Genomic DNA, 1,748 nt, shown 5'->3' with positions numbered 1-1,748 from the left:
ACCCGGAGCTCCCGGGCGGGAAGATCGGGCGGTCGATCGAGGTCGAACCGCTGGACTCCCGGCCGCTCGGCGACTGGTGGGGGACCCTCCGCTCCGCGGTGCCGCTGCCGGCGAAGACCGACGACGGGTGGCTGCTGGGCCGGGCGTGGTCGACGCCGTCCGGGTTCGTGCGGGGAGCCCGGTTCGTGTTCCGCGCCCTGGGCGGCCTGGTGACCGGCAAGCGCCTGGTGGGGATCGGGAACGCGCTGATGACGTCGTTCGGTCGCGCGCTGCTGGTGGAGCGGGACGTGCCGCTGTGGCTGTCCTCGCCGCTGGAGGACCTCGTGGTCGACGAGGCCCGGGTGGTCGGCGTCCGGGTGCGCCGCGAGGGGCAGGTCGTGACGGTGGGCGCGAGCCGCGGCGTGATGCTCGCGGCGGGAGGCTTCGAGTCGAACTCCGACTGGCGGCAGAAGTACCACGGGATCGACGGCAACCCGTCGGGCAACCCGGGGAACGTCGGGCAGGTGATCGACATCGCGCGCGAGGCCGGCGCGGCCCTGGAGCTCATGGACGACGCCTGGTGGGGCGCGTCGATCGAGGCGCCGCCGGGTGGCACGCCGGCGTTCATCGTCGGGGAACGGTCGATGCCGTACTCGATCATGGTCGACGCGCAGGGCGCGCGGTTCGCCAACGAGTCCGAGTCGTACGTCGACCTCGGGCATCACATGCTCGACCACGACAAGGACGGGCCGTACTGGCTCGTCTTCGACTCCCGCGCGCCGCGCCGGTACCTGCAGACCTTCGCGATGGACCCACGAGCAACCACGGCGATGAGGGCCGCGGGCATCGTGCGCAAGGCGGGCACGCTCGAGGAGCTGGCGGACGCCATCGCCGTCGACCCGGCGACGTTCCGGGCCACGGTGCAGCGGTTCAACGGGTTCGCGCGCTCCGGCGTCGACGGGGACTTCGGGCGCGGGAACTCGGCCTACGACCGCTACTACTCCGACCCGCTCGTGCACCCCAACCCCAACCTCGGGCCGATCGAGAGGGGGCCGTTCACGGCGTACCGGGTGGTCATCGGCGACCTCGGGACCAAGGGCGGCGTCGTCACGGACGCCGACGGGCGGGCGCTGCGCGAGGACGGGACGGTCATCGAGGGACTCTTCGCCGCCGGCAACGCCTCGGCGTCCGTCATGGGGCGCACGTACCCGGGTCCCGGCTCGACGATCGGCCCTGCCACCGTGTTCGGCATGCGGGCCGCCCGCTTCATGGCGAGGTCTCGCGACTGAGGCCGGCGGGCCGCGAGATCACCGTCGGCTCCCCGGCTCGTGCGGAATCCGGCTCGTGGGGCTAGAGCCGGCCCGCGAGGGCGGAGAGGCCCGCGCCGTCGAGACGGGGCAGGACGGCGGGGCGCCCGCACGCGGCCATCAGCAGGTCGATGCCACGGCCGGTGAGCGCGGCGCCGTCGCCCCAGGCCCAGTCGAGGTCGGAGGCCGCCAGGCGCAGCCCGCGCAGCCGGCCGCGCGGCACGAACCCGATCGCGTGCCCGGTCGTGACGAACTCCAGCCCGACTCGGACCGTCTCGGGGTCCGGGTCGTGGGCGAGCCCGAGGGGGAGCCGCATGTCGCCCTCGTGGACGAGCAGGTCGGTGAGCGGCGCCCTCGGGCCGGTCATCGGCGGGCTGAAGCGGCTCTCGGCGCGCTCGCGCAGCAGTGTCACGGTCTCCGCGACCGGCCGCCGCCCGGCGCGCCGGGCGGCGGCGTCGTTGG

1 protein-coding gene and 1 pseudogene are annotated in these 1,748 nt (G+C 74.6%); one reads left to right on the top strand and one right to left on the bottom strand.

Annotated features, from left to right (window positions below):
- On the top strand, positions 1 to 1,268 hold a 1,268-nt coding region (locus ACFWEK_RS21380; protein ID WP_430555347.1), incomplete at its 5' end, for an FAD-binding protein.
- Between the two features lie 61 nt (positions 1,269 to 1,329).
- Here ACFWEK_RS21380 and ACFWEK_RS21375 read toward each other — a convergent pair.
- A pseudogene (locus ACFWEK_RS21375) lies at positions 1,330 to 1,748 on the bottom strand (maleylpyruvate isomerase family mycothiol-dependent enzyme); the annotation flags it as partial.

The organism is Isoptericola sp. NPDC060257, assembly GCF_042726645.1.
Taxonomy (GTDB): domain Bacteria; phylum Actinomycetota; class Actinomycetes; order Actinomycetales; family Cellulomonadaceae; genus Isoptericola; species Isoptericola nanjingensis.
Note: the sequence above shows the minus strand (reverse complement) of the source record. Positions and strands in the feature narration are given on the sequence as shown.